The sequence below is a fragment of the Embleya sp. NPDC025285 genome (assembly GCF_055558835.1).
Genome location: NZ_JBVHLU010000020.1, coordinates 1 through 26554, shown reverse-complemented (window position 1 = coordinate 26554; position 26554 = coordinate 1). Strand labels below are relative to the sequence as shown.

At 72.6% G+C, this 26554-nt stretch carries 24 protein-coding genes; 21 read left to right on the top strand and 3 right to left on the bottom strand.

Going from position 1 to position 26554, the window contains the following annotated elements:
• Positions 1-53 precede the first annotated feature (53 nt).
• A complete protein-coding gene (locus tag ACZ4FV_RS15760; RefSeq protein ID WP_395871394.1) occupies positions 54-1451 on the bottom strand; it encodes an amidohydrolase family protein in 1398 nt (465 codons plus the stop codon).
• A gap of 279 nt (positions 1452-1730) precedes the next feature.
• On the opposite strand from ACZ4FV_RS15760, the gene ACZ4FV_RS15755 reads away from it, so the two are divergent.
• The 11 genes from ACZ4FV_RS15755 (at position 1731) to aroC (ending at position 13762) form a co-directional block, all read left to right on the top strand.
• Positions 1731-3245: an aldehyde dehydrogenase family protein gene (locus tag ACZ4FV_RS15755; protein WP_395871392.1), complete on the top strand. Its 1515-nt coding sequence runs from the start codon at positions 1731-1733 to the stop codon at positions 3243-3245.
• Between the two features lie 103 nt (positions 3246-3348).
• Positions 3349-3834: a VOC family protein gene (locus ACZ4FV_RS15750; protein ID WP_331771508.1), complete on the top strand. Its 486-nt coding sequence runs from the start codon at positions 3349-3351 to the stop codon at positions 3832-3834.
• Between the two features lie 5 nt (positions 3835-3839).
• Positions 3840-4565 carry a FadR/GntR family transcriptional regulator gene (locus ACZ4FV_RS15745; RefSeq protein ID WP_331771509.1) on the top strand — a complete coding sequence of 242 codons (726 nt, stop codon included), beginning with the start codon at positions 3840-3842 and terminating at the stop codon, positions 4563-4565.
• Positions 4566-4648: 83 nt separating this feature from the next.
• Positions 4649-5014: a cupin domain-containing protein gene (locus ACZ4FV_RS15740; RefSeq protein ID WP_331771510.1), complete on the top strand. Its 366-nt coding sequence runs from the start codon at positions 4649-4651 to the stop codon at positions 5012-5014.
• Positions 5015-5314: 300 nt separating this feature from the next.
• Entirely contained in the window at positions 5315-6403 is a 1089-nt protein-coding gene (locus ACZ4FV_RS15735) for a BMP family ABC transporter substrate-binding protein (RefSeq protein ID WP_465322777.1), read from the top strand.
• Positions 6378-8075: an ABC transporter ATP-binding protein gene (locus ACZ4FV_RS15730; protein ID WP_395871384.1), complete on the top strand. Its 1698-nt coding sequence runs from the start codon at positions 6378-6380 to the stop codon at positions 8073-8075. Before ACZ4FV_RS15735 ends, ACZ4FV_RS15730 begins: the two co-directional genes overlap by 26 nt.
• A complete protein-coding gene (locus ACZ4FV_RS15725) occupies positions 8072-9199 on the top strand; it encodes an ABC transporter permease (RefSeq protein ID WP_395871382.1) in 1128 nt (375 codons plus the stop codon). Before ACZ4FV_RS15730 ends, ACZ4FV_RS15725 begins: the two co-directional genes overlap by 4 nt.
• A 15-nt stretch (positions 9200-9214) precedes the next feature.
• A complete protein-coding gene (locus ACZ4FV_RS15720) occupies positions 9215-10123 on the top strand; it encodes an ABC transporter permease (protein ID WP_395871380.1) in 909 nt (302 codons plus the stop codon).
• The gene (locus ACZ4FV_RS15715) at positions 10120-11163 is read left to right on the top strand and encodes a zinc-binding dehydrogenase (protein ID WP_395871378.1); all 1044 of its coding nucleotides are present in this window, start codon (positions 10120-10122) and stop codon (positions 11161-11163) included. The genes ACZ4FV_RS15720 and ACZ4FV_RS15715 overlap by 4 nt, the downstream gene beginning before the upstream one ends.
• Entirely contained in the window at positions 11160-11942 is a 783-nt protein-coding gene (locus tag ACZ4FV_RS15710; RefSeq protein WP_395871376.1) for a sulfite exporter TauE/SafE family protein, read from the top strand. Before ACZ4FV_RS15715 ends, ACZ4FV_RS15710 begins: the two co-directional genes overlap by 4 nt.
• Before the next feature lie 587 nt (positions 11943-12529).
• The gene (gene aroC / locus ACZ4FV_RS15705; protein WP_395871374.1) at positions 12530-13762 is read left to right on the top strand and encodes a chorismate synthase; all 1233 of its coding nucleotides are present in this window, start codon (positions 12530-12532) and stop codon (positions 13760-13762) included.
• 66 nt (positions 13763-13828) lie between these two features.
• Here aroC and ACZ4FV_RS15700 read toward each other — a convergent pair whose 3' ends face one another.
• The gene (locus ACZ4FV_RS15700; protein WP_395871372.1) at positions 13829-15019 is read right to left on the bottom strand and encodes a M20 family metallopeptidase; all 1191 of its coding nucleotides are present in this window, start codon (positions 15017-15019) and stop codon (positions 13829-13831) included.
• A 92-nt stretch (positions 15020-15111) separates the two neighbouring features.
• On the opposite strand from ACZ4FV_RS15700, the gene ACZ4FV_RS15695 reads away from it, so the two are divergent.
• The 4 genes from ACZ4FV_RS15695 to ACZ4FV_RS15680 all read left to right on the top strand — a co-directional run bounded on the left by ACZ4FV_RS15695 (position 15112) and on the right by ACZ4FV_RS15680 (position 19159).
• Entirely contained in the window at positions 15112-16272 is a 1161-nt protein-coding gene (locus ACZ4FV_RS15695; RefSeq protein ID WP_331771519.1) for a PucR family transcriptional regulator, read from the top strand.
• Positions 16273-16591: 319 nt separating this feature from the next.
• Complete coding sequence (locus ACZ4FV_RS15690; RefSeq protein ID WP_465322776.1) at positions 16592-17626, top strand: methyltransferase; 1035 nt, start codon at positions 16592-16594, stop codon at positions 17624-17626.
• Positions 17627-17906: 280 nt separating this feature from the next.
• Complete coding sequence (locus tag ACZ4FV_RS15685) at positions 17907-18332, top strand: hypothetical protein (protein ID WP_395871368.1); 426 nt, start codon at positions 17907-17909, stop codon at positions 18330-18332.
• Positions 18333-18475: 143 nt separating this feature from the next.
• On the top strand, positions 18476-19159 hold the full coding sequence (locus ACZ4FV_RS15680; RefSeq protein WP_465322775.1) for a class F sortase: 684 nt from the start codon (positions 18476-18478) through the stop codon (positions 19157-19159).
• Between the two features lie 204 nt (positions 19160-19363).
• Here ACZ4FV_RS15680 and ACZ4FV_RS15675 read toward each other — a convergent pair whose 3' ends face one another.
• A complete protein-coding gene (locus tag ACZ4FV_RS15675) occupies positions 19364-21052 on the bottom strand; it encodes an FAD-dependent oxidoreductase (protein WP_395871364.1) in 1689 nt (562 codons plus the stop codon).
• 363 nt (positions 21053-21415) lie between these two features.
• Here ACZ4FV_RS15675 and ACZ4FV_RS15670 point away from each other — a divergent pair, with 363 nt between their 5' ends.
• Genes ACZ4FV_RS15670 through ACZ4FV_RS15645 form a run of 6 tightly spaced genes read left to right on the top strand, consistent with a single transcriptional unit; the run spans position 21416 to position 26406 of the window.
• Complete coding sequence (locus tag ACZ4FV_RS15670) at positions 21416-22654, top strand: SchA/CurD-like domain-containing protein (protein ID WP_395871362.1); 1239 nt, start codon at positions 21416-21418, stop codon at positions 22652-22654.
• 50 nt (positions 22655-22704) lie between these two features.
• Positions 22705-23121 carry a cupin domain-containing protein gene (locus tag ACZ4FV_RS15665; protein WP_395871360.1) on the top strand — a complete coding sequence of 139 codons (417 nt, stop codon included), beginning with the start codon at positions 22705-22707 and terminating at the stop codon, positions 23119-23121.
• Positions 23118-24386, top strand: coding sequence for a beta-ketoacyl-[acyl-carrier-protein] synthase family protein (locus tag ACZ4FV_RS15660; RefSeq protein WP_395871358.1), 1269 nt, complete (start codon positions 23118-23120; stop codon positions 24384-24386). The genes ACZ4FV_RS15665 and ACZ4FV_RS15660 overlap by 4 nt, the downstream gene beginning before the upstream one ends.
• Entirely contained in the window at positions 24383-25639 is a 1257-nt protein-coding gene (locus ACZ4FV_RS15655; RefSeq protein WP_465322774.1) for a beta-ketoacyl synthase N-terminal-like domain-containing protein, read from the top strand. The genes ACZ4FV_RS15660 and ACZ4FV_RS15655 overlap by 4 nt, the downstream gene beginning before the upstream one ends.
• A gap of 25 nt (positions 25640-25664) precedes the next feature.
• Positions 25665-25919: an acyl carrier protein gene (locus ACZ4FV_RS15650; protein ID WP_331771528.1), complete on the top strand. Its 255-nt coding sequence runs from the start codon at positions 25665-25667 to the stop codon at positions 25917-25919.
• 1 nt (position 25920) lies between these two features.
• Positions 25921-26406 (top strand): SRPBCC family protein, encoded by a 486-nt coding sequence (locus tag ACZ4FV_RS15645; RefSeq protein WP_395871354.1) that lies wholly within the window; start codon positions 25921-25923, stop codon positions 26404-26406.
• Positions 26407-26554 lie beyond the last annotated feature (148 nt).

The following is a 26554-nucleotide window of genomic DNA, read 5'->3' as shown; positions in this document are numbered from 1 at the left end:
CGGAACCCGGGTCGCGGGCGGCTTCGGCACCCGGTACGCGGCCGCGTCGGCACTCAGGACGCGGGCAGCGTGGGCCACCGCGACCGCAGCGGTACGCCCGCCCGGGCGAGCAACGCTCGGGACGCGCGCGCCGCCTCGGTGCGCAGCGCGCCTTCGTCGACGGTGACGCACACGTGGTCGCGGACCACGGCCCGTCCGCCGATCAGCACGTCGCGGACCGAGCGGCCGTCGCCGGACCACACCAACTGCTGGGCGATGTCGCCACGCGGGGTCCACTGGGGACCGGTGGCGTCGTGCACGACCAGGTCGGCGTACTTGCCGGGTTCCAGCGAGCCGACCCGATCGGCCATGCCGACCGCCTCGGCGCCGCCGATGGTGGCCCATTCCAGGGCCTCGGCGGCGCCGGGGCCGGTGGGGTCGACGGCCATGTCCTTGGCCAGGCCGACCGCGAGCGCGGCGGTGCGCAGCAGGTCGGCCGAGTCGGCGGCGTTGCCCGCGTCCGTGCCCAGCGCGAGCCGGCCGCCGCGGCGCAGCAACTCGGCATGCCGCCCGGCCCGGGTGACGCCCTGGCCCAGCCGCAGGTACGCCCACGGGCAGTAGGCGACCGCGCTACGGCTCGCCAACAGCGCCTCGATCTCGGCGTCGTCGAGCCACACCGCGTGCGCGAGCAGCAGGTGCGGGCCCAGTACACCCAGGTCGGCCAGGTGCAGTACGGGCCGGCGCCCGGTGCGCCGCAGGTAGTCGTCGGGGTCGGCGCCGGACGGCGACAGGTGCATCGTCATCCGCGCGCCGGTGCCCCGGGCCAGGTCGGCCGCGCCGGCCAGCAGTTCGTCCGAGGCCAGGCCGTGCCCGACCAGGGTGACCCAGGCCTCGACTGGGCCGCCCGCCGGGTAGGCGTCGACCAGCGCGGCGAGCCGGTCCAGCACCTCGGCGGCGGGCGCGGCGAACGGGGCGCCGGGCACGTCCCAGCCCCACGCGCCGATCCCGCCGCGCACACCGACCTCGGTCATCGCGGCGGCCACCCGGTGGGGGTGGGCCACGGTGCCCGCCTCGATGATCGTGGTGACGCCGTTGCGCACGCTCTCCACGCCGGCCAGCAGCGCGGACAGCGTGTCGTCGGCGGGTCGGTGCGCCGCGTGCAGCGGCACCGCCCAGGTGTCGACGGAGGCGCCCGGCGGCAGGTCGTCCGGGATCCGGGCGCGCGCCAGCGGGTCGCCGGTCTGGTGCAGGTGCGCGTTGACCATGCCGGGCGTGACCACGCAGTCGCTCGCGTCCAGTTCGGGGGTGCCCGGCCAGCGCGCCCGCAGCTCGCCGGTGGCGCCGACGGCCAGGATGCGCTCGCCCGCGACGGCGACGGTGCCGCCCAGCAACACCTCGCGGCGCGCGTTCATGGTGACCACGTCACCGCCCACGACCAACAGGTCGGGCCGCGTCGGCCCGGCGCCGTTCACGTTGCTCTCACCTGCGAACTCACCATGTCTGGGGACACTAGGCCCGGTGCCGTCCGCAGGCATCGTGGCCGGGAGCACAATCAAGTGGGCCCAGTACATGCCGGGGACACAATGCGAGCACAGGGCGACGAGGGCAAACCTGGCCTGGTGCCGCGCCCGGCGCCGGGCGACCCTCGCCGGCGCGGCACCGGTGCCGTGTCGGGCGAGGCATACCAGGTTGCGGCGCCCGGAACGGCGTACGGCTCGAAGGTTCGTCCGCCGCGTCCAGGGAGTTGCCGCATGTCCGACACCACCACCAGCGAGCCGCGCATCCGCGCCGACTGGCTGCGCCCGGACCCGTATCCGCAGTTGATCGGCGGACACGAGTCGTTCGACGGTGCGGCGCGGCCGGTGTTCGACCCCTCGACCGGCGGGCAGGTCGCCTCCTGGCTGGCGGCGAGCGACGCCGAGGTCGAGGGCGCGATCGCCGCGGCCCGGGCCAGTTTCGACGCGAAGGTGTGGCAGCGCATGCCGGGCCCGCGCAAGGCCGAGGTATTGGAGGCGGCGGCCGCGGCGATCCGCGCGGACGCGCCTCGGCTGGCCGCGCTGGAGGCGATGGACACCGGGAAGGCGGTCTCGGGGGCGCTGACCAACGACGTGTACGAGGCGGCCAACGCGTTCTCGTACGCGGCGGCGATCTGTCGCACCACGCACGGTGACGTGCGCCGCTCGTCCTTCCCGCCGGACCTGCTGCCCGGCGGCGGCCCGGACCTGTTGACGTTGCGGCTGCGCGAGCCGGCCGGCGTGGTGGCCGAGTTGTTGCCGTGGAACGGGCCGCTGATGACGGGCAGCCAGCGGATCGCCTCGGCGCTCGCGGCCGGGTGCTCGATCGTGGCCAAGCCGCCGGTGGACGCGGTGGTGACGCTGGTCGAGCTGGGCCGGATCCTGACCGCCGCCGGGCTGCCGGCGGGGGTGTTGAACATCGTGCTGGGCCCGGGCTCGACGGTCGGCGAGCGGTTGATCACCGACCGGCGGATCGACCTGATCAGCCTGACCGGCGGCACCGAGACCGGCCGACACGTGCTGGCCGCCGCCGCGCGCAACCTCACCCCCGTACATCTGGAACTGGGCGGCAAGTCGCCGGTGGTGGTGTTCGCCGACGCCGACTTGGACCAGGCGGTGGGCTGGGCGATGATGGCCGCGTTCGTGAACATGGGCGAGGTGTGCGTCGCGGGCAGCCGGCTGCTGGTCGAGGAATCGGTCTACGACCAGGTGGTGGAGGCGGTCGCGGCGGCGGCGGCCACCCTGCCGGTGGGCGACGCGCTGCATCCGGACACCTTCATCGGACCCTTGATCAACGAGCGCCACGCGGACCGGGTGCGCGGTTTCGTGAGCCGGGCCCTGGACGCGGGCGACGCCTCGGTGGTGGGCAAACCCGCCCTTCCGGACGGCCTCCTGCCGACCTATGTCGCGCCGACCGTGCTGGGCCGAGTGCGCCATGGGTGCGAGGTGGAGCAGGAGGAGGTGTTCGGGCCGGTGCTGGCCGCGATGCCGTTCCGCGACGAGGCCGAGGCGATCGCGCTGGCGAACGGCACCCGGTACGGCCTCAACGGCACGGTGTTCACCCGCGACATCGAGCGCGCGTTCCGCTTCTCGGACGCGCTGGACTGCGGCGAGGTCAACGTGAACTGCCATTTCGCGCCGGACATGAACGGCGGACGCGGCGAGCCGCGCCGGGCCAGCGGGTTCGCCCGGACCGGCGTGGACGCGTACACCCGTACCAAGGCGGTGAACGTCCAGGTGCACAGCGGGTGAAGCGTGGGGTTGTGCTGGGAGACCAATGACCACACCTGACCGAGCTTCATACCTTCTGATTGTCAGACCAACAGCCTGACCCACACCCTGAGGAGGCCCGATCGTGGCCGTTACCGGGATGAACCACGCGGTGCTGTACGTGCGCGACGCACACCGGACCGCCCGGTTCTACAACGAGGTGCTGGACTTCATCACCGTCATCGACGGCCCGCCCGGCAGTTACGTCTTCATGCGGGCTCCCGCCTCCGAGAACCACCACGACATCGCGTTCTTCACGATCGGTGCCGAGGCGGGCGACTCGCAGGCGGGCCGGCGCACCGTGGGGATGTACCACGTGGCGTGGGAGGTGCCCTCGCTCGACGCGCTGGCCGAGGCCCGCGAACGCCTGGTGGCGGCGGGCGCGTTGATCGGCGCGAGCGACCACGGCGCGAACAAGAGCCTGTACGCCAAGGACCCCGACGGCCTCGAGTTCGAGGTCATGTGGCTGGTCCCGCCCGCGTATTGGGGCGACGAGGAGCACGAGGCGATCATCCGGCCGCTGGACCTGGACGCCGAGCGCGAGCGCTTCGCGGCCCTGGCGGGCGCGTAGTGCCCTTGCGGGCACCGGGGGACCGGATCCCGTTCGCCAAGGTCGCGCGCCGCACGATCTCCGAGGAGGTCCGTGACGCGCTCCTGGCGAGCGTGCGCGAGGGCGACCTGCGCCCCGGCGCCCAACTGCCCCCGGAACGAACCCTGTGCGAGCAGTTCGGGGTGGCCCGCACCTCGGTGCGGGAAGCGATCCAAGGACTCGTCTCGCTGGGTTGCCTGGTCAAGCGAGGCAACCGGTTCTACGTTGCCGAGCGACTGCCCGGGGTGTCCTTCGACGAGGACGACGGCCGCAAGCTGCGCGTGTCCGAACTGTTCGAGGTACGGCAGGTGACCGAGGTGGCCATCGCCCGCCTCGCCGCCATCCGGGCCGCACCCGACGAACGGGCCGAGATCAGCGAACTCGCGGCCGGCTTCGACGCACAGATGACCCTGGAGGCGTTCCGCCGCCAGGACCGCCGCTTCCACGCGGCGCTGGCCCGCGCGTGTGGCAACACCACACTGCGTGAGCTGTACGCGAAGGTGCTCGACGCGGTATTCGCGTCCGGCGACTTCGCCTCGCTCCTCGACGCCGAGGGCAACGCCGAGGCGGTGCGCCAGGTGATCGCCGAGTCCTGCCGCTCACACCGCGGCATCGCCGAGGCGGTCGCGGCCCGCGCCCCCGACGCCGCCGCACGCGCCGCCGCCGACCACCTCGGCGAGGTCGAGCGGCAGATGACCGCCCGGATGTTCTAGGACACGCCCTGGCGCGGTCGGCACGACGGCCGGCCCGTCCGAGGGAGCAATTGCGCGCATCTACCGGAGAGGACGGTCCTGACATGAGCGAGGTACAACGCGTCTGGGCCTTCGACGACAGCGAGTTCGTCGAGGTCAAGCCGGGATTCCGGCGCCGGGTCTACACCGGCGACGAGATGATGCTGACCCTGTGGCGGATCCGCGAGGGCTGCGGTCCCACCCCCTACGACGACCATCCCGAGCACGAGCAGTACGGCATGGTGCTCAAGGGCAAGCTGGACTTCCGGATCGACTCGGACGAGCGGCAGGTGCTCGGCCCGGGCGACGTCTACTGGGCGCCCAAGGGCTGCGATCACGGGGACAGCCTGTTCATCGGCGACCCCGAGCACGGCGAGACCTGGATCCTGGACATCTTCACCCCGCCGCGCGACGAATACCGCAACGGCTGATCCACGGCAGCGATCGCGGCACCGCACCCTCGCGGGATCGCGAACAGGCAACTCGGCACCACCACACCACTGTCGGACGGTAGCGGTCGCCCCAGGCGCCGCGCACCGACCCCCACCCGCTTCCGGGCCGCAATCCCCCGCGCAACCGGAACGGGCCCCTCCGCCGGACCGACATTCCACAACCCCGGCCCGCGGCACCGAACACCCGAGCCCGGCACGCCCACCGTGCCCGCCCGGGTCGCCGCGCACCCGTCGGTCCGTGTCGAACCAACGCGCCCTGATTCGTCTGGAGACCTTCCGATGAAGAACATGGTTCGAGTCATCGCGGCCTCGGTCATCATACCGGGACTGCTCGTCACCGCCTGTGGCGGTGGCTCCTCTTCCTCCTCCACCTCCGCCGGGGCGCCCGCCTCGGCCGGTGCGCCCGGCGCCGGCACCCTTCCCGCCAACGAACCCGACGTCAACAAGGACAAGAAGGTCGTCATCGGGGTGATGAGCCCCGGCGACACCAAGGACAAGGGCTACTACCAGAGCTTCGTCGACGAGGCGAACGGCTATGCCGACGCCAACGGGTGGAAGCTCGTCGTGGTCGACAAGATCAACCCGGCCAACGCGGTCCAGCAGGCCCGCAACCTGTGTCGGCAGAAGGTCGACATGATCGCGATCGGCGCCAGCGAGCTCAAGGACGCGCTCAGCGCGGCCAAGGAACCGCAGTGCAAGGGCATCGCCTGGTACATCAGCGGCGGCCAGGGTGTGACCCAGACCCCCGAGTTCACCCAGTCCCTCGACTACATCAACGAATCGCTCTACGTGGCCGGTTACGCGGCCGGCCTGATCCTCAAGGAGAACGGCGGCAAGAAAGCCGGCTACATCACCGGCCCCGACCTCCAGTTCGCCCGGGACGTGGCCAAGGCCTTCGAGGCGGGCATCAAGAAGGTCGTCCCGGACGCCGAGATGGTGCAGACCTACACCGGCGACTTCAACGACTCCGGCAAGGCCAAGGAGGCCGCCCAGGCGCAGATCAGCCAGGGCGTCAAGGTGATCTACCCCTACCTCGGCGGCGCCACCGACGTGGTCACCCAACTCGCCAACGAGAAGGGCGTCCCGGCGCTCACCCCCGGCACCGACCGCTGCTCGACGCCGGGCGCGCAGTACGCGGTGTCGGTGATCTTCAGCCCTGGCGCCTACTTCGCCGGCGCGCTGGAGGACTTCAAGAAGGGCACCCTGCGGATGGGCGTGGCCCGCGAATGGCACCTGGGCAAGGACCCGGTGCCCACGGTCAAGCTCTGCAAGCCCACCGGCGACCAGGAGCAGCAGCTCAAGACCCTGATCCAGGACATCGGCAGCGGGAAGGTGAAGGTCGATGAGGCCGTCGCCGCAGGCAAGTGACACCGCCGTGACCACCCCCGACCCACGACCCCGGGCCGCCCCCGAGCACCCGGCCGCGCCGTCCGTTCTCACCGTCCCCGTCGTGCAACTGCTCGGCATCGGCAAGCGGTTCGGCGCGGTGCGCGCGTGCGAGGACGTCTCGCTGCGGGTGCAGGCCGGCGAAATCCACGGCCTGCTCGGCGAGAACGGCGCGGGCAAGAGCACCCTGATGAAGATCCTGCTCGGCCTGGTCGTGCCGGACACCGGCCGCATCCTGCTGCGCGGCGAACCCGCCACGATCACCGACCCCTCGGCCGCCGCGGCACACGGAATCTCCATGGTGCACCAGCACTTCAGCCTGGTGGACCGGCTCAGCGTCTGGGAGAACGTGGTGCTCGGCGACCGGGGCCGGGTGGACCGGGACCGGGCCCGTGCGCTGGTGCGTGACGTGGGCGGGCGCTACGGCCTGGAGGTGGACCCCGACGCGTGTGTCGAGGACCTGTCCACCGGCCAGCGCCAACGCGTCGAGATCGTCAAGTGCCTGCGCCGCGACCCCGGCGTGCTGATCCTGGACGAGCCGACCTCGGTGCTGACCCTGGAGGAGTCGCGCGAACTGTTCACCGTGCTGCGCCGGGTGGTCGCCGACGAGGGCAAGGCGGTGATCCTGATCAGCCACAAGCTGGACGAGATCGTGCACGCCACCGACCGGGTCACCATCATGCGCCAGGGGCGCGTGGTGGCCCGGCGGGCCACCGCCGACACCGATGTGCGCTCACTGGCCCGGGAGATGGTCGGGCGCGAACTGTCCAAGTGGACCGCCGCGTCGGCGGTCGGCGCGCTGGACGCGCTGATCGAGCCCGGCACCGGCACCCCGACCGGCGGGGAAGCGCTGCTGGACGTACGCGAACCGGCCGCCGAGCCCGTCCCGGAGCCCAGGCCGCCGGCCGGCGAGGTACGGCTGCGGATCAGCGACGCGCACGCGAGCACCACCGACCGACGCCCGCTGCTGCGCGGGCTGACCCTGGAGGTGCGCGCCGGCGAGATCCTGGGCATCGCCGGCGTCGAGGGCAACGGCCAAGCGGCGCTGGGCGATCTGCTCTCCAGCCTGCTTCCGCTCAGCGCCGGCCGGGTGGAGGTGTGCGGCGCGCCGGTGGCCGCCGGCCGGCCCGGCGCGATGCACGCCGCCGGGGTCGGCATCGTGCCCGAGGACCGACACGTGTCCGGTTGTGTGCTGGACATGAGCGTCGCGGAGAACCTGGTCCTGGCCGACCTGGCCTCGGTCACTCGCAAGGGACTGCTGAGTCGGCGCCGGATGGCGGCGCGGGCCCGGCAGTTGATCGAGGAATTCGAGATCGCCACCCCCTCTCCGGACACCCCGATGCGACAACTGTCCGGCGGCAACCAGCAAAAGGTGGTGCTGGCCCGCGAACTTGCTGCCCAACCAGCGGTGTTGGTTGCCGCACAACCGACCCGCGGTCTGGACATCGGCGCGATCGAGTACATGACCGAACGGCTGCACGCCGCGGCGCGTTCCGGCATCGCGGTGCTGCTGCTGTCCACCGAACTGGGCGAGATCCTCACACTCTCGCACCGCGTCGCGGTCATCCACCGAGGCGCCGTCGTCGGCGAGATGGACCGCGCCGACGTCGACACCGAGCGATTGGGCCTGCTGATGGGAGGCCAGGCGGCATGACCTCGACCCTGACATCCGAACGCGCCCCGGCCGTCGCCGCCCCGTCGGCCGGCCCTCGTCGCCGACCCCGGATCGCCGATCTGGGCACCCCGCTGCTGTACGCGGCGTCGTTGTCCACCGCACTCGTCCTGGCCGGCCTGCTCATCGCACTGGTCGGCCAGTCCCCGTGGGACGCGGCGAGCGCGATGTACGACGGCAGCCTGGCCGACGGCGCGGCCATCGGGCAGAGCATCGACCAGGCCGCACCGCTGCTCCTGGTCGCGATCGGCTCGGTGATCGCCGCCCGCGCGGGCATCTTCAACATCGGCCAGGAGGGCCAACTCCTGGTCGGCGCGAGCGTCGGCGCCGCGATCGCCCTGTTCACCCCCGGCCCCGGCGCGCTCGTGCTGATCCTGGCCCTGCTCGGCGCGGCGGTCGGCGGCGCCCTGTGGGCGGCCATCGCGGCCCTGCTCTTCTACTGGCGCGGCGTCGCCGTGGTGATCAGCACCCTGCTGCTGATCTTCGTGGCGAACCAGGCCGTTTCGTACGCGGTCAACTCGCCGTCGCTGCTACGCGAGAAGGCGGTGCCCGGCCAGGTCACCACGTCGCAGTCGGACATGCTGGCGGAGTCGGTCTGGCTGCCCCGGATCGGCGAGTACCCGAACTTCAACATCGGCGCGGGCATCTTCATCGCGCTCGTGCTCGCGGTCGGCACCTCGGTGGTCCTGGTGCGCAGCCGGCTCGGCTTCCGGGTGCGGATGCTCGGGCTCAACCCCAAGGCCGCGCATCGGGCCGGTGTCGGCGCGGTGCTGATCGGCGGCGGCGCGCTGCTCGCCTCGGGCGCGTTCGCCGGCCTGGCCGGCGGCGTGATGCTCACCGGCAGCGGCCACCGCATGCAGGACGGCTTCGCCGACAACGTCGGCTTCGACGGGCTGCTGGTCGCGCTGGTGGCCCGGGACAAGCCGATGCTCGCCGTGCCCGTCGCGCTGTTCTTCGGGGCACTGCGCGCCGGCGGCGGCTTCCTGTCCGCGACCGGCGTACCGCGCTACATCGTCGCCGTGGTCACCGCGCTCCTGGTGCTGGCCACGGTCTTTCCCGCCGCCTACGCCGAGGTGCGCCGCCGGCGCGCCGTCGGTGCGGCCTGAGACCGGGAGGTTGACATGATCGACGACCTTGCCATGGTCCTTGCCAGCTCGGTCCGCCTCACCGTGCCACTGGCCTTCGCCGCGTGCGGCGAGTACATCGCCGAACGGGCCGGCACGATCAACATCTCGGTCGAGGCGATGATGCTCGGCGGCGCGTTCAACGCCGTATGGGGCGCCTCGTTGACCGGATCCGCGTCCTTCGGACTGGCGTTCGGCATGGTCGCCGGACTGGTCATCGGGTTTGTGCACGCCGAGTTCAGCCACCGCCTGTCGGTCAACACCTACGTGGTCGGGCTCGCCCTGAACGCGCTCGTGCTCGGCCTGACCAGCTTCCTGCTCGACTCGGTCGACCTGACCGGGCATCAGGTGGACGCGGTGAACATCCCGATCCTGTCCGACCTGCCGCTGCTGGGACCGGTGTTGTTCGCCCACCGCTGGCCCGCCTACCTGCTGGTGGGGGTGATCCCGCTGGTGTGGTGGCTGGTCCAGCGCAGCCGATTCGGTCTGGAACTGCGCGCCGCCGGGGAGAACCCCCAATCGGCCGACGTGACCGGGATCGACGTGCGTCGCCGGCGCCGGCAGAGCGTGCTCCTGTGCGGCGTGCTCGCCGGACTCGGCGGCGCCTACCTCGCGGTCGGCGAAGTGGGCGCGTTCAACCAGAACATGACCGCGGGTCGCGGCTTCGTGGTGATCGCCGCGGTGATCTTCGGCGGCTGGACGCTGCGCGGCACGATGGCCGGCTGCCTCGTGTTCGGTGCCGCCGACGCGATGCGGCTGGCGCTGCCCGCGCTGGGCGTGCACCTCAACTCGCAACTGCTGATCGCCGCGCCCTATCTGTTGGCGTTGCTCGCGATGATGTTCCTGGCCAAGACGCACCGTCAACCGGCCGCACTCGGGGCCCCGTTCGTGCGGGGGATCGTGTGAGGGCCGTTCTACACCGGGGACACGGCGGCCCCGAGATCCTCGAAGCGGCAGCACTGCCCGATCCCGAACCGGGCCCGGGCGAAGTGCTGATCGCCGTCCGCGCCGCCGCGGTGAACCGGCTCGACCTGTTGCAACGCCGCGGTCCCGGCCTGCTGCCCGGCTTCACCCTTCCGCACGTGCCCGGGATGGACGTCTCCGGCGACGTGCTCGCCATCGGCGAGGGGGTGCGCGAACGCCGGGTCGGCGACCGGGTGTTGGTCAACCCGGCGCTGCACTGCGGTGGATGCGCCGCGTGCCGGGCGGGGGAGGACGCCTGGTGCGCGGCACTGCGTGTGGTGGGCGGCAACCGGCCCGGCGGCTACGCCGAGTTGATGGTGGTGCCCGCCGGCCGCACCCACCCGATCCCGGCGCGTTGGGAACACGAGGCCGCGGCGAGCCTGCCGACCGCGTACGGCATGGCCTGGCAGGGCCTGGTCGTGCGCGGCGGCCTGCGCGCGGGCGAGACGCTGATGGTGCACGGCGCGGGCAGCGGGGTCAGCATCGCCGCGGTGCAGCTGGCCCGGGCCCTGGGCGCCCGCGTCGTGGTCACCTCCGGCTCCCGGGCCAAACTGGACCGGATGGCGGCGCTGGGTGCCGACGTGCTGATCGATACCCGCAGTTCGGATCCGGTTGCCCAGGCCCGGGCGGCGACCGGCGGGGCCGGTGTGGACCTGGTGCTCGACCATGTCGGCCCGGCGCTGTTCCAGGCGTCGCTGCACGCGCTGCGCCCGCGCGGCCGGTTGGTGTTCTGCGGGGACACCACCGGCACCGAGGCGACGTTCGACCTGCCGCACGCCTTCCACACCGGGGTCACGCTGCTGGGCGCGGGCTCGTGCGGCGCGGCGGACTTCGAGACCATGATCGGGTTCTGTCTGGAGCGGGGGCTGTTCCCGGTCCCGGACACCACCTACCCGCTCGCTGACGCCGCCGAGGCGCATCGCCGGCTGGCGGGCGGCGCCGCGTTCGGCAAGATCACCCTGCTGCCCGGCAGTTCGGCATGAGCCCCGCCGAGGCCCTGCTCGTGCTCGTGGCGGGCCTCGGCGCGGGCACGGTCAACACCGTGGTGGGCTCCGGCTCGCTGCTCACCTTTCCCGTCCTGCTCGCGCTCGGCTACCCGCCGGTGGTGGCCAACGTGTCCAACACGGTCGGGCTCACCCCCGGCTCGATCAGCGGCGCGCTCGGATATCGGCGCGAACTGGCCGCGCAGTCGGCGCGGTTGCTGCCGCTGTCGATCGCCGCGGTGCTCGGCGGGGCCAGTGGCGGCCTGCTCCTGCTCGGCCTGCCACCGGGCGCGTTCCGCGCGGTGGTACCGGCCCTGATACTGCTCGCCGCGCTGTTGATGGCCGTCCAGCCGTGGTTGTCCCGGCGCCTGCGCGCCCGTCGCGAACGACACGCGGACCCGGAGCACGACACGGGCACGGGTACCGGCGTCGGCCCGGCCCTCTCCGCCGCGGTGTTCACGGTCAGCGTGTACGGCGGCTACTTCGGCGCCGCGCAGGGCGTGTTGCTCCTGGCACTGCTGGCCACGGTGCTCGACGAGGACCTGAACCTGCTCAACGGCCTGAAGAACCTGCTCCAAGCCCTGGTCAACCTGGTGGCCGCGCTCCTGTTCACCCTCACCGCCGACGTGGCCTGGATCCCGGTCCTCCTGCTCGCCCTGGGTTCGGTGGCCGGCGGCCGCCTCGGCGCACTCCTCGGCCGCCGAGTCCCGGCCCCGGTCCTCCGCACCCTGGTGGTCGTAGTCGGCACAACGGTAGGCATCGCCCTGCTGCTCACCTGACCCCCAAACCCTTCCCCTCCACCCACCCCCAGCCACATCCACCCGCCCGACCCGGCCCCCACAAGGCTCCCGCCGCCCACGACACGCCCTCGCCCATAACCCGACCCGCCCGCCCGACCTCTCGCCCTCGCGAGCCGATCCGCCCCGCGCGCCCGACCCGGCCCCCACAGGGCTCCCGCCGCCCACGGCACGCCCTCGCCCATAACCCGACCCACCCCGCCGCCCGACCTCCAGACGCACCCGCGAGCCCATTCGCCCGTCCACTCCCCTTCCGACCCCATCCCACTCACCCGAGCCACCTCGCCTGCTCGAGCCGCCCACCCACCACGCGCCCCACCCACCACGCGCCCCACCCACCACGCGCCCCACCCACCACGCGCCCCACCATTCACGATGCACCCCGCGACGACGCGCCGCGCCCACAACGCGCCCCGCCACCCGTAACGCTCACACCCCCCGCCCGCCCGACCTCTCGCCGACAAGGCTCCCCCCGCCGACGACACGCCCTCGCCCGCAACCCGCTCCGCTCCGCGTGACGCGCACCCCCTGCCGTCCGACCGATCCGTCTCCCTGAAAGAAGGACTCCCATGCTCCGCTGGCTCACCGCAGGTGAATCGCATGGACCCGCGCTCACCGCCGTCCTGGAGGGACTGCCCGCCGGGGTGGAGATCTCCTCCGCCGATCTGGCCCGGGCGCTGGCCCGGCGCCGCCTGGGCAATGGTCGGGGTGCGCGGATGCGGTTCGAACGCGACGAGGTCGAGTTCAACGGCGGCGTCCGGCACGGGGTGACCCAGGGCGGCCCGGTCGCGCTGCGTGTGGCCAACACCGAATGGGCCAAGTGGGCCGAGGTGATGGCCCCCGACCCCACCGACGCCGACGGCCGGCGCTACGACGAACCGGGTCGGCTCCCGGACCGCGGTCGCGGCGCCGCGCTGACCCGGCCCAGGCCCGGGCACGCCGACCTCGCCGGCATGCAGAAGTACGGCTTCGACGACATCCGCCCGGTACTGGAGCGGGCCAGCGCGCGCGAGACGGCTGCCCGGGTGGCCATCGGTGAGGTGGCGCGCGCGTTCCTGGCCCAGACGCTGGGCGTGGAGATCCTCAGCCACGTGGTGCGGATCGGCGCGGTTGCGCTGCCCGGGGCGCTGGTGCCCGAACCCGGCAGCGGGGGCGCGATCGACGCCGACCCTGTGCGCTGCGTGGACCCCGACACCGCCGCCGCGATGAACGCCGAGATCGAGGCCGCGCACAAGGACGCCGACACGCTCGGCGGCGTGGTCGAGGTGGTGGTGTACGGCCTGCCGCCGGGCCTGGGCAGCCACGTGCACTGGGACCGGCGCCTGGACGCCCGGCTCGCCGCCGCGCTGATGGGCATTCAGGCGATCAAGGGGGTCGAGGTCGGCGACGGCTTCACGACCGCGACCCGGCGCGGCTCGGTCGCGCACGACGAGATCACCCCGGTCGCCCCCGGCCGACCCGGACCCGCCCGGGTGCGCCGCGAGACCGGACGCGCGGGCGGCATCGAGGGCGGCATGACCTCCGGCGAACTCCTGCGGGTACGCGCGGCGATGAAGCCGATCTCCACCCTGTCCCGGGCGCTGGCCACCTTCGACGTGCGCACCGGCGACCCGGCCAAGGCGATCGCCCAGCGCAGCGACGTGTGTTCGGTGCCCGCCACCGGCGTGGTCGCCGAGGCGATGGTCGCGCTGGTGCTCGCGGACGCGGTGCTGGAGAAGTTCGGCGGGGACAGCGTGGCCGAGACCCGCCGCAACGCCCAGGCGTACCTCGCGGCCCTGCCGGTGACCGTCGCCGACGCGTGAGCGCGGGTGTCGAGCCGCAGGCGACCGATGGGCTCCGGGGCGATCACCCCGGAGCCCATCGGCGGGTCAGCCCTCGGCCGGCGCGCCCGCGAGCAGCCGCTCGCGCAGGCCCGGGTCCAGCGCCGCGTCCACGCACGTCCAGGCCATCGCCAGACCACCGTCCAGCAGCGCCCGATCCGCGGCGGGCCGCACGGCGTACGCGGCGAACTCGGCCTGGTGCAGCCCGACGGTGCCCGAGTCGATCGAGACCAGTGGCTGGATGGCGGGAATCGCCAGCGACACGTTGGCCATGTCGGTGGAGCCCGCCTGCCGGTCGTCGACCGCGGTCACCGGTGGGAACTCGCGTCCCGCGGCCAGTGCGTTGCGCTCGTACGCGGCCAGCAGGTCGCCGTCGTGCCGGAACTCGGAGTACGCGGGCGAGGTCGAGGAGATGGTCAGCCGCGACCGGGTCGCCACCGCGCCCGCCTGGAAGCACTCGCGCACCCGCGCCTCCAGATCGGTCAACCCGGCCAGCGTCGCGGCCCGCACGTAATAGGCGGCCTCGGTGTGCTCGGGGATCACGTTCGGCACCTGACCGCCGGTCGTGGTGATCCCGTGCACCCGCTGATCCGGCGTCATGTGCTGGCGCAGCAGCCCGATCGCCACCTGGGCCACGGTCAGCGCGTCGGCGGCGTTGACGCCGTCCTCGGGACACGCGGAGGCGTGCGCGGCCCGACCGTCGTACTCGACGTGCAGTTGCGCGCGGGCCAGGCAGGTCGGGTCCAGGCGCTCGCGCGGCGAGGGGTGCACCATCATCGCCGCGTGCACCCCGGCGAACGCGCCGCGCTCGAGCATGAGCACCTTGCCGCCGCCGTTCTCCTCGGCGGGGGTGCCCAGCACCCGCACGGTGATGCCCAGGTCGTCGGCCAGCGCGCCGAGCGCGAGCGCGGCGGTGGTCGCGGCGGAGGCGATCACGTTGTGCCCGCACGCGTGCCCGATGCCCGGCAGCGCGTCGTACTCGGCACAGATTCCCAGCACCAGCGGTCCGCTGCCGCGTTCGGCGACGAAGGCGGTCGGCAAATCGCAGACCCCCGGGGTGACGGTGAAGCCGTGCTCGCTCAGTTGCTCGCCCAGCCAGCCGCACGCGCGTTCCTCGGCGAAGCCGAGTTCGGGGTGGCCGTGCAGTCGGTGACTGAGTGCAACCAGATCGGGGGCGGCGGCTTGCACCGCCGCCTGGGCAGCGGCCTTTGCGCCGGCCGCGAGGTCGAAGGCTCGCATGCGCGCATCCTGCCCCAGGAAAGACGTAACGGGAAGTGACCGATCGAAGTATCTGTTCCGCGTAACAACGACCGGATAAGGTGCGGAAATCCATGATCGACAAGGTGGAAGTCACGGAAAACCGGACCCCCGTGCCGGACCGGGCGCAGGCGTTCGAGCGGGAACTGAACGTGCTCGCCCTCTCCGGCGACGGCTGGCTCGCGATCCTGCGAGCCCTGGCGCAACGCACCGGCAGGACCGCCCGGCTGGTGGGCGTGCACGGCGGAGTGCTCGCCGCGACCGACGACGGCACCGAGTCGATGACACCGGTCGCCGTCGCGCACGTGTTCGTCGACGACAAGGTGGTCGAGGTCACCTGCGACGAGGGCTGGCGGGCCTCCGCGCTTGCCGTACGGGTGGCGCAACGCCGGGTCGGGCTGCTGCTGTTGGGCGAGCCGGACGGCGCCGACGACGACGAACCGCTGTTGCGGGCGGCGGTGACGGCGGTGGCGATCGAGGCGATCCGCCGGGACGCGGTGGCCACCGCGACCGCCGAGACGGCCGGCCGCTTGATCGACGAACTGCGCTACGGCGCGCTGCGCAACCTCGGCGACGTGACCCGCACCGCCGCGCGCTTCGGCCTGCATCTGGATCGCCCGCACTCCGCCGTGGTGTTCGCCTACGCCGGACCCAACCAGCGCACCTGGACCACCGCGCTGTCGTGGTTGGAGATGCCGGTGCGCCAGGAGGGCGAGCTGGGCCTCGCGGTGCTCTCGGGCAATATCGAGCGGGAGATCAGCCGGATCCGGATCCGGCTCCAGGGCATGGTCGGCGACGTCCCCGTCCTGGCCGCGGCCGGTCCCACGGTCAGCGACCCGCGCGGGACCGCGCGCTCGTTCCACGACGCGGAGACGGTGCTCGGACTGCTGCGCCGACGCCCGGGCGAGGTGCAGCTGATGTTCTCCTCGCTGGGCCTGGCCCAGTTGTTGTTCGGGGTGCCGCCGGCCCGGCTCCAGGCGTTCGTGGACCAGCACCTGGGACCGATCCTGGAACGCGAGGAGTGGGTGGCCACGCTCAGCGCGTGGCTGGCCACCAACGGCAGCCGCGCCGCGGTCGCCGAACTGCTGCACCTGCACCGCAACTCGGTGGGCTACCGGATCGGCCAGATCCGCGAGCTCCTGGGCGCCAATCCGCTCGACCCGGAGGTCACCCTCCAACTCCAGGCGGCGCTGACCGCCCGCGAACTCCTCCTGGCCCTCAAGGAAGTGCCTTAGGCCCGCTCCTGCGCACCCCGGCGGATCCGCGCCACCCGGCACGACGCGGCCCGCCATCGTGCGATTTGGCCCTGTGCGACCCGGCCCCGCGCTGCCCGGCCCCGCGCCGACGCCCGCCCGCCCCGCGGGTCTGCACCCATCCGGATGACTCCCGGGCGAGTCTTCGCCCGGACCGGCCGCGCCTCGGCGGCGGGTCGGCGAGTGTGGGTCACAGTCGTTGCAGCCCCGGCGCGGACCGCCGGGACGTCGGTGCGCGGGTCGTTGCGGTCGAGTTCCGCCGGCCCGGCCCGGATGGTCCACCGGTTGAGAGGCGATCAGCATGACCGAAACCGACGTCACCCGCTCCCCGCAGGCGGCCACCCGGCTGCGCGAGTTGGCGTTCAGCGCGATGTCCGCCGCCGCGGTGCGCGCCGCGCTGCGCCTGGGCCTGCCGGACGCGCTGGGCGAGAGCCCCGCCACCGTGGAGGAGTTGGCGACCGCGGTGTCCGCCCACCCGGGCGCGCTGCACCGGCTGCTGCGCGCGCTGGCGTGCCAGGGCATCTTCGCCGAGGAGCCGGACGGGCGGTACACGCACACCGAGGCGTCCCGGCTGCTGCGCGTCGACGCCCCGCGCAGCATGCGCGACGTCGCGCTGTGGACCACCGAGCCGTGGACGTGGGAGGTGTGGCCGCGTCTGGACGAGGCGGTCCGTACCGGCAAGAGCGTCTTCCCGGGCCTGCACGGCAAGCACTTCTTCGACTACCTGCACGAGGACGCGCCGGAATCGGCCGCCGCCTTCGACCGGGCGATGACCCAGTCCAGCCGGCAGTCCGCCCGGGACGTCACCGCGGTGCTCGACCTCACCGGCATCGACAGCGTCGCCGACATCGGCGGCGGCCAGGGACTCGTGCTGGCCACCCTGCTGGAGCGCAACCCCACCCTGCGCGGCACCCTGCTCGACCTGCCCGGCGTGGTGGCCGCGGCCGACCGCCGCCTCCGTGACGGCGGCGAACTCGCCTCCAGGGCAACCCTGGTGGGCGGCGACTGTCGGGTGGAGATCCCGGTCCGGGCCGACCTGTACATCATCAAGAACATCCTGGAATGGGACGACGACAGCACGTTGCGCACGCTGCGCAACGTCGTGGCGACGGCCGCCCCCGGCGCCCGGGTCGTGATCATCGAGAACCTGGTCGACGAGACCGCGTCGATGCGGTTCACCGCCGCGATGGACCTGTTGCTGCTGCTCAACGTCGGCGGCCGCAAGCACACCAAGGACAGCCTGCTGACCCTGATCGAGCAGGCGGGCCTGCGTGGTCGGGACGTCCGCGCGGTGAACCCGTCGCTACACATGTTCGAGTGCGCGGTGCCGGCCTAGCGGTCCGCCCGGCGCGGCCTGCCGAACCTCCGCACACGGCCGCGGAACCCCCGAAGAGCTACGTAAAGTGATACTCCATAACCCTGTGCTAAACCTCGGACTGCTCCCGGCGAGTGAAGCCGGCCGCGATATCCGCTCGGGAGGCCCAGGGGCGGCCCTCGAATGCAGTCACGCGGGTCGCGGGGTCACCGGGGTCGTTCGATGGTGATTGAGGCGCCTCGCCGATCCCCGTGTGCCGATGCCCGTCGGCAGTTCGCGAAGCGCCGGAAGGATTATCACGATGCGTCGTGCACGCGCTCTTGTCGCCGGTACCGCCCTCGGCTTCGCAGCCCTGACCCTGGCGGTTCCGTCCGCCTACGCCGACGCTCCGGCGCCGGTGAAGCCGGAGCCCGCCCCGGCGGCCGACTCGGAGAAGTCCTGGTCCGGCGAGGCGAAGTGGACGCCCGAGAAGGGCTCCGAACACAGCACTGAGAAGTCGGGCTCCGAAGAGAAGAGCTACGAGAGCAAGGGCAACGAGGGCTCCTCGCACGAGAAGTCCTGGAAGGACCACAAGAGCCCGCACGGTGGCGTGCACACCGGCATCGGTGGCGCCTTCCTCGACGACGGCGCCGCGCTCGGTACGGGCGCGGCCCTGATCGCGGGCGGCATCGGCATGGGCGTCTACGCCCTGCGTCGTCGTCCGGGTGCGGCGGCGGCCCAGGCCTGACCCGTCCTCGCCCAGGCAACACGCGCCGTGGCCACCACCCTCACCAGGGAGGTGGCCACGGCTGTCGTCGTCGCCGGCCGCCCGACCCGCGGCCCACGAGCGCCCAGGAGAGAGGCAACGTCTTGCGAGATCCGGCACCGTCCATGGACACGTCCGAACCACAACCGGCGCCCCGCCGCACCAGCGCCGGAAAACTGATGCTGATCGCCGCGACGGCCGTCCTGCTGGGCATCCTGATGATCAAGCACGACCTGAGCACCGACTCGGGCCCGCCGCCGCAGCCGATGCCCGCAGCCGCGCAACCGAGCACGCCCGCGCCGATGGTGCCCTCGGCGAACCCGAGCCCCGAGCAGGGGTCGCCGGTGATGAAGCGCTCGCAGCCGATGCGGATCAAGATTCCCAAGATCAAGGTGGACGCGCCGTTCATCGGACTGAGCCTGGACGACTCCGGCGTGTTGCAGGTGCCGCCCCCCGCGGACCGCAACCTGGCCGGCTGGTACCAGGACGGGGTCACCCCCGGCGCCCGGGGCAACGCGATCGTGCTCGGGCACGTCGACACGATGATGGGCCCGGCGGTCTTCTGGGGGCTCGGCAGTCTCAAGCCCGGCGACACCGTGGAGATCGAGCGATTCGACGGCAGCGTCGCGAAGTTCGCGGTGGACTCGGTCGAGGTATTTCCCAAGGACGACTTCCCGGACGAGCGGGTCTACGGCAAGACCACCGACGCCCAACTGCGGCTGATCACCTGCGGCGGGGTGTACGACAAGAAGTCCAAGGACTACAAGGACAACGTGGTCGTGTTCGCCCACCTGCTGCCCCCCACGTAGGCGCCGGCCCGGTGCCGCGCGGGTAGGCACCCCGTCGCCGCACACGGGCCGCACCACGCGCGCAACGCGAACACACCGCGCGAAACGCCACGCCGACACCACGCGCGGCGCAACGAACACGCCGCGGCCGGCCCCGGATTCCTCTCCGGGACCGGCCGTTTCGGACGCCCGCCGGCTGCTGCGGTCGTCCCCGGTCATGGCTGCCTACCGGTCGAGTTCGCCGCCCACTTCGGCGTCGGCCTCGGCCCGACACGCCACCGCGCGCAGCACCGTGACCATGGTTTCCTCGGGGTCCAACTCGACGGCCGGCACCCGCCACGCGACGAATCCGTCCGGTCGGATCAACACGGCCCCCTCGTCGGTGACACCGTGCAGTTGCGCCCAGTCGACGTCGGGCGCGGTGACCAGGTCCACCATCGCGGACTCCGCCTCGGTGCCCACCCGGTGGACCGCCACCGGCACCCCGAGCAGCCCGCTCGCCCGCCGCGCCGCCTGCCGCCACACCTCGCCCGCCGTACCCGCGCCGACCAGCAGCACCAGTGAGGTCTCGTACAGGTCCAGCGTGGATACCCGGGTGTCGCCCCGGCGCAGCCACACGTGCGGCGCCCGGGTGCCGGGGTCGCCGCTGGGCGGGCGGAACCGCTCGGGCAGTACCGGGACTTCGGGATCCGCGCCGAGCACGGCGTCGGAGGCATAGCGGTAGCCGAGCACCACGCCCAGCACACCGGGCTGCTTGCCGCCGCCGGCCACCGGGGGAGCGGCGTATCCCGGGTGGCTGTGTTCGGCCGAACGGGTGGACGCGCGGGCGGCCGTGGCCCTGGCCACCGGCCGGCGCTCGGCCTCGTAGGTGGCCAGCAGGTCGGCGCCCGCGTGCCCGTTCAGCACGGCCGCGAGCTTCCAGGCCAGGTTGTGCGCGTCCTGGATGCCGGTGTTGGAGCCGAACGCGCCGGTGGGGGACATCTCGTGCGCGGAGTCGCCCGCCAGGAACACCCGTCCCACGCGATAGCGCTCGGCCACCCGTTCGGCCGCGTGCCACGGGGCCTTTCCGGTGATTTCCACGTCCAGATCGGGCACGCCGGCGGCGGCGCGGATGTGTTCGACACAGCGCTCGTCGGTGAACGCCTCGATCGGCTCACCCCGCTCGGGGTGCCACGGCAGGTGGAAGACCCAGTGGTCGCGGTTGTCCACCGGGAGCAGTGCGCCCTCGCCGTGATGATTCGTCAGATAGCAGACGATGAACCGCCGTTCGCCGACGAACTCGGCCAACCGACGGGAGGAGAAGGTCACGCTCACGTTGTGGAAGAGGTCGCCGGGTCCGGTCACCTCGATGCCCAGTCGCTCGCGCACCGGACTGCGCGGCCCGTCCGCGGCCACCAGGTAGTCCGCGCGCACCGTCTGCCGCTCGCCGGTCGACCGGGTCTCCACGACCGCGGTGACCCCGTCCTCGTCCGGTTCGCAGGAGACCAGTTCGGTGCCGAAGCGCAACACGCCGCCGAGCTCGCGGGCGTAGTCGGCCAGCACCGGTTCCAGGTCGTTCTGGCTGCACAGGCACCACGAACTGGGGCTGAACTTGGCCAGGCCGCCGCCGGGGTCGATCTCCTTGAACAGCCATTCCTGGTCGTCCCCGGCGATCGTGTCCGCCTGCAGGATGCCGTGGTTGTCGGCCAGCACCGCGGACGCGGCGCGTACCCGGTCCTCGACCCCCGCGGTCCGGAACAGTTCCATCGTGCGCACGTTGTTGCCGCGTCCGCGGGGGTGCCGCGAGGTGTCGGCATGCCGCTCCACCAGCATGTGCGGCACGCCCAGGCGGCCCAGGAACACGGACGTGGACAGCCCGACCAGCGAGCCGCCCACGACCAGGACCGGTACCCGGTGTTCGATCTCGGGGTTCATCAGTTCTCTTCTCCTGCGTTGGCGAGGACGGCGGACGCGCCGACCGCCGCGGTGGACGGCCGATGGTCCGTGGGTGTCCTCCTGTTCCCGCTGATCCCGGGTGGGCCGTTCGCTGTGCCGAATGTCACTCATATGCCATCAAAAGATGCAGAGGGTGATGATTCGCCGCCACGCTCGAAGTCGAGGCCGGGTCCCGACGGAACGGATCGGTTGGTTGTCCGAGTGCTTCGCGCGACCGACGGGAGGCATCCCGGCACCCTCGTATCCCCGTCCCCCGGGCGGCTTCGGCGCGGCCCGGTCCCTCCGGGATTGCCCGCATCGGGCAGCACCACGCAGGCCGAATCCCAAGAGCAAAGGAATGACATGGACACCCTCGTCCACTCCGCGGCGAATCCCACCGTCGACACTTCGTCCAAGCTCCGGGTGCTGCTCATGCTGGAGCTGCACGAAGACTCGGAGCAGCGCTTTCTGGAAGCCTACGAGCGCATCCGGCACCAGGTGGCCGCCGTACCGGGCCACCTGCGCGACCAGCTCTGCCAGTCGATCGAGGACCCGACCCAGTGGCTGATCACCAGCGAGTGGGAGGGCAGTTCCGAATACCTGGCCTGGGTGGACAGCCCCGAGCACCAGATGATGGTGCAGCCGCTGCACGGCTGCGTGCGCGGCACCCGTTCGCTGCGGTTCGCGGTGGCCCGCGAGACCGACCTGCACGCGGACCAGGGCGGCCAGGCGATCACCAAGGGCGCCCGGGGCGCGAAGGCGAAGGCGGGCTCCGGCGCCAAGGCGAAGGCGGGCGCGACCGACAAGGTCAAGGCGGGGAGCGCCAAGGCCAAGGCGGGCGCGAGCGACAAGGCCCGCGCGGCGGCTCCGTCGGTGCCCGGCGTGGTCCGCTGCGCGCTCACCTTCACCGTCAAGCCCGGCAGTGAGGCCGAGGTGGCGAAGATCCTCGCCGGCTACAAGTCGCCCGCGGCCCGGGTGAACGACACCACGTCGCTGCGCCGCACGTCGGTGTTCATGCTCGGGAACCGCGTGGTGCGCGCGATCGAGGTCGAGGGCGACCTGCGGGCCGCACTGCGGCACGTGGCCGAGCAGCCGCAGGTGCGGGCCGCCGAGGAGGCGCTGAACCCGCATCTGGAGGAGGCCCGGGACCTGAACGACTCCGAGGCCGCGCGGGCGTTCTTCATGCGCTCCTCGCTGGCCGAGGTGTACCACCTGACCGCGCCCGCCTCCGGCAAGTCGGCGAAGGCGCGGACCACCCGCCGCGCGCTGCTGTACCCGGTGCGGCACGGCTGCGGCGAATCCGCCGCCACCGTGCTCCAGCGGCACGATGAACGGGTGGTCGCGTCCGGCTCCGGGCCGATCGCGAGCAGCTCGGTCTTCCTGCGCGGAGACACCCTGGTGCGCGTGCTCGACCTGCGCGGCGACTCGAACGACCCGGCGATGGTGCTGGGCATCGACCGCGAGGAGTCCGCGGCCCGGCTGAGCCGGCTGCTCGACCTCGGGGAGGACGGCGCGCTGGAGTCCGACCAGGGCCTGCGGCACCTGCTGGCCTCGGCCGAGACGACCCTCGTCACCGACCGTCGCGCCGACCGCGACGCCTGACCCCCCGGGCGGCGCCTTCGGGCGCCGCCCGCCACTTGGAGGTGGCACACATGACCACGCAGACCGTACGCATCGTCGACGTCGACGAGGTCGAGCCCAATCGGCGCCGGGGCGGTGAGCTCCGGGTCACCCTCGGCCCGGCGACCGTGGGGTGCACCAGCGGCTTCATGGGCCTGGCCATCATCGAGCCCGGCGACATGATCACCGAGCACTACCACCCGTACTCCGAGGAGTTCATCCACGTCGTCACCGGTGCGCTGGAAGTGGACCTGGACGGCGTCACCTACGAACTCCGGCCCGACCAGGGCCTGATGGTGCCCAAGAACATGCGGCACCGGTTCCGCAACGTCGGTCGGACCCAGGCCCGGATGGTCTTCCAAATCGCCCCGTTGGCGCCCCGACCGGAACTGGGGCACGTCGACACGGAGGGGATCGAGCCCGCCGAGACCGTGGGCGCCGACTCTTGAGGCGCCGGGTGGCGGTCACCGGCGTCGGCGTCGTGGCGCCCGGCGGCGTGGGTGTCACCGCGTTCTGGGATCTGCTGATGGACGGCCGTACGGCGACCCGGGGGATCACCTTCTTCGACCCCACCGGGTTCCGCTCCCGGATCGCCGCCGAATGCGACTTCGACCCGGTCGCCTGCGGCGTCGACCGGGATCGGGCGCAACGCGCGGACCGCTACGTGCAGTTCGCGCTCGCGGCGGCGGCGGAGGCGGTCACGGACTGCGGCCTGGACCGGGACGGCGGGGACCCCTGGCGGTTCGGCGTCTCGCTGGGCACCGCGGTGGGTGGCACCACCCGGCTCGAACACGACTACGTCGCGGTCAGTGACTCGGGTCGGAACTGGGCGGTGGAGCCGAAGCGGGCCAACCCGTTCCTGCACCGGGCGTTCTCGCCGAGCACCCTGGCCTCCGAGGTGGCCGAGCAGTTCGGCGCCCGGGGCCCGGTGCAGACGGTGTCCACCGGATGCACCTCGGGACTGGACGCGATCGGCTACGCCGCGCACGCGATCGAGGAGGGCCGGGCCGACGTGTACCTGGCCGGTGCCTCCGATTCGCCGATCTCGCCGATCACGGTCGCCTGCTTCGACGCGATCAAGGCGACCTCGACCCGCAACGACGACCCGGCGCACGCCTCCAGGCCGTTCGACGCGGACCGGGACGGCTTCGTCCTGGGCGAGGGCGCCGCCGTGCTCGTCCTGGAGGAACTCGAACACGCCCGGCGGCGCGGCGCCCGCGTCTACTGCGAGGTCGGCGGCTTCGCCACCCGGGGCAACGCGCACCACATGACCGGGCTGACCCGCGAGGGCCTGGAGATGTCCGAGGCGATCGACCGCGCGCTGGCCGATGCGGAGGTCGACCCCACCGCGATCGACTACGTCAACGCGCACGGCTCGGGCACCAAGCAGAACGACCGCCACGAGACGGCGGCGGTCAAGCGCTCCCTGGGCGAGCACGCGTACAAGACCCCGATGAGTTCGATCAAGTCCATGGTGGGCCACTCGCTCGGCGCGATCGGCGCGATCGAACTGGCCGCGTGTGCCCTGGCGATGGAGCACAAGGCGGTGCCGCCCACGGCGAACTACCAGACCCCGGACCCGGAATGCGACCTCGACTACGTGCCGGGGACGGCCCGGCCGATGGCACTGCAGACGGTGCTGTCGGTCGGCAGCGGGTTCGGCGGCTTCCAGTCCGCCGTGGTGCTGGATCGCCGGGAAAGGAGACCCCGGTGAAGACCTCAGCACCCAGACGCACCGTGGTGACCGGTGTCGGCGTCGTGGCGCCCAACGGCGTCGGCGTCGACGTGTTCTGGAAGGCCACCCGGGAGGGTCGCAGCGTCCTGGACCGGATCACCCGCGAGGGCTGCGGCGATCTGCCGTTGGCCGTCGCCGGCGAGGTGCGCGACTTCGATCCGGCCACCGTGGTCGAGGAGCGCTTCCTGGTCCAGACCGACCGCTTCACGCACTTCGCGATGGTCGCCGCGGATCAGGCACTCGCCGACGCCGCGCTCGGCCCGATGCCGACCTTCGGCGTCGGGGTGACCACCGCGAGCTGCTCCGGCGGCGGCGAGTTCGGCCAGCGCGAACTGCAGAACCTGTGGGGCCAGGGTCCGGGCTTCGTCGGGCCCTACCAGTCCATCGCCTGGTTCTACGCCGCCACCACCGGCCAGGTCTCCATCCGCGGCGGCTTCAAGGGGCCGTGCGCGGTGCTGGCCAACGACGAGGCGGGCGGCCTGGACGCGATCGCGCACGCGACCCGCACCATCCGGCGCGGCACCGACGCGGTCGTGGTCGGCGCGGCGGAGGCCCCGCTCGCGCCGTACTCCATGGTGTGCCAGCTCGGCTACGACGCGCTCAGCCTGGCCCGCGAACCCGCGCAGGCGTACCTCCCGTTCACCTCGGCCGCGTGCGGATTCGCGCCCGCGGAGGGCGGCGCGATGTTCGTCGTCGAGGAGGCGGAGGCGGCCCACCGGCGCGGTGCCCGCGTGCACGCCGAAGTGGCCGGACACGGCGCCACGTTCACCGGCACCTCGGGCTGGGGGCCTTCCCGGCACGGACTCGCCCGGGCGATCCGGGACGCGCTGGCCGAGGCCGAGTGCGCCCCGCAGGACATCGACGTGGTCTTCGCCGACGCGCTCGGCGTGCGCGAGGCCGACCACGCCGAAGTACTGGCCCTGTCCGACGCGTTGGGCCCGTACGCGGCCCGGGTGCCGGTCACCGCCCCCAAGGCCGGCATCGGACGCGCCTACTGCGGCGCACCCGTCCTGGACTGCGCCGCCGCGATCCTGGCGATGGAACACGGCGTACTGCCGCCCACCCCGGGCGTCTTCGACGTCTGCCACGACCTCGACCTGGTCACCGGTCGGGCGCGAACGGCCGAACTGCGCACCGCCCTGGTGCTCAGCCGCGGCCTGATGGGCCACAACGCGGCCCTGGTGCTGCGCCGCGGCGACGGTCGGCCCGGGACGCCCTTCCCGACCCCGTAGCCGTCCCCCCGAAAGGAAGTCTGCGATGAACGGTCCCTTCACCTACGAGGAACTCGCCGCGCTGATGAAGTCCTGCGCCGGCGTCACCGCCGATCCGGACCACATGAGTCGCCCGGACGCGACGTTCGAGGAGTTCGGGCTCGACTCGCTGGGCCTGCTCGGAATCGTCTCCGAAGTGGAGCGGCGCTACAAGTTCCCGCTCGGCGCGGACGCGGACCAGTGCAAGACCCCGCGCGAGTTCCTGGAAACCACCAACTCCCAACTGACCTCTGGAGTGTGACATGGCCGGGCATACCGACAACGACATCGTCATCGCGGCCCCGATCGACCTGATCTGGGACATGACCAACGACGTGGAGCACTGGACGGACCTGTTCAGCGAGTACGCGTCGGTGGAGATCCTCTCCCGCGAGGACGCCAAGGTCACCTTCCGCCTCACCATGCACCCGGACCAGGACGGCAAGGTGTGGAGCTGGGTGTCCGAGCGCGAGGCCGACCGCGATACCCGCACGGTGTGGGCCCGCCGGGTGGAGACCGGGCCGTTCGCGCACATGCACATCCGCTGGGAGTACCACGAGGTCCCCGACGGCGTGCGGATGCGCTGGGTGCAGGACTTCGCGATGAAGGAGACCGCCCCGGTCGACGACGCGTGGATGACGGACAACATCAACCGCAACTCGCGCGTGCAACTGGAACTGATCCGGGACAAGATCCAGCAGCGCGCCCGGGAGATGGGCGGCGAGCCCGCCGCCGCGCGCACCTGGTGACCCGCGCGTCGTCGGCGGCCCGGCCGACGACGACGCGCCCCGGCGGGGGGGGGGGGGATCCCCGCACCCCCCCCACAAACACCAAACACCACCAGCGAGAGAAACGCACGCATCCACGCTAACCGCCGTAGGTATCGGGTGGGAAAAG